The 455-nt window shown below is 33.4% G+C and carries 2 protein-coding genes; both read left to right on the forward strand.

Annotated elements, in window-relative coordinates; genetic code table 11:
- Positions 1-2: 2 nt before the first annotated feature.
- Positions 3-134, forward strand: coding sequence for a fructose-bisphosphatase class III (locus tag ETC27_RS17780; protein WP_369333507.1), 132 nt, complete (start codon positions 3-5; stop codon positions 132-134).
- Positions 135-180: 46 nt separating this feature from the next.
- The coding region (locus ETC27_RS17785) for a MurR/RpiR family transcriptional regulator (RefSeq protein WP_136256055.1) at positions 181-455 on the forward strand (275 nt) is incomplete at its 3' end.

Here is a 455-nt window from a genome sequence, read left to right on the forward strand (position 1 = left end):
ATATTGTAAGTGTCAAGCGATTGGTTGATCGAGTAGAGGAAAGAACCTGTGTTAAAGATACCAATATCGGTCAGGAGCTTTTGAAGACAATTGAAGATTTAGAGTATCTTTTTGAAAATTATGAAAAATATTGACTTGCAATGCTCGAAAATACAAATTTTGAAGTTAAAGGAGTGACAATTGAAAACCTTAAGTGAAGCAGAGTCGTATTGTTGGAATCATATTCAAGATAATTTAAATCGGATTCCTAATCTATCTATCTCGATATTGGCAACAGAATCACATGTCAGTGTTTCCACAGTTAATAGAACCTTGAAAAAAATGGGCTACGATGGTTATTCTGACTTTAAACAAACTATTCGTAATACCAAAAACGAGCGTCGCAAAAATGGCTTTTCAAAAGAGGTTAATCAGGCGATCCGTAAAAATGAAATAGAAATTACACGGACGATTAA

It is taken from the genome of Onishia niordana (assembly GCF_004798965.1).
Classification (GTDB): Bacteria; Pseudomonadota; Gammaproteobacteria; order Pseudomonadales; family Halomonadaceae; genus Onishia; species Onishia niordana.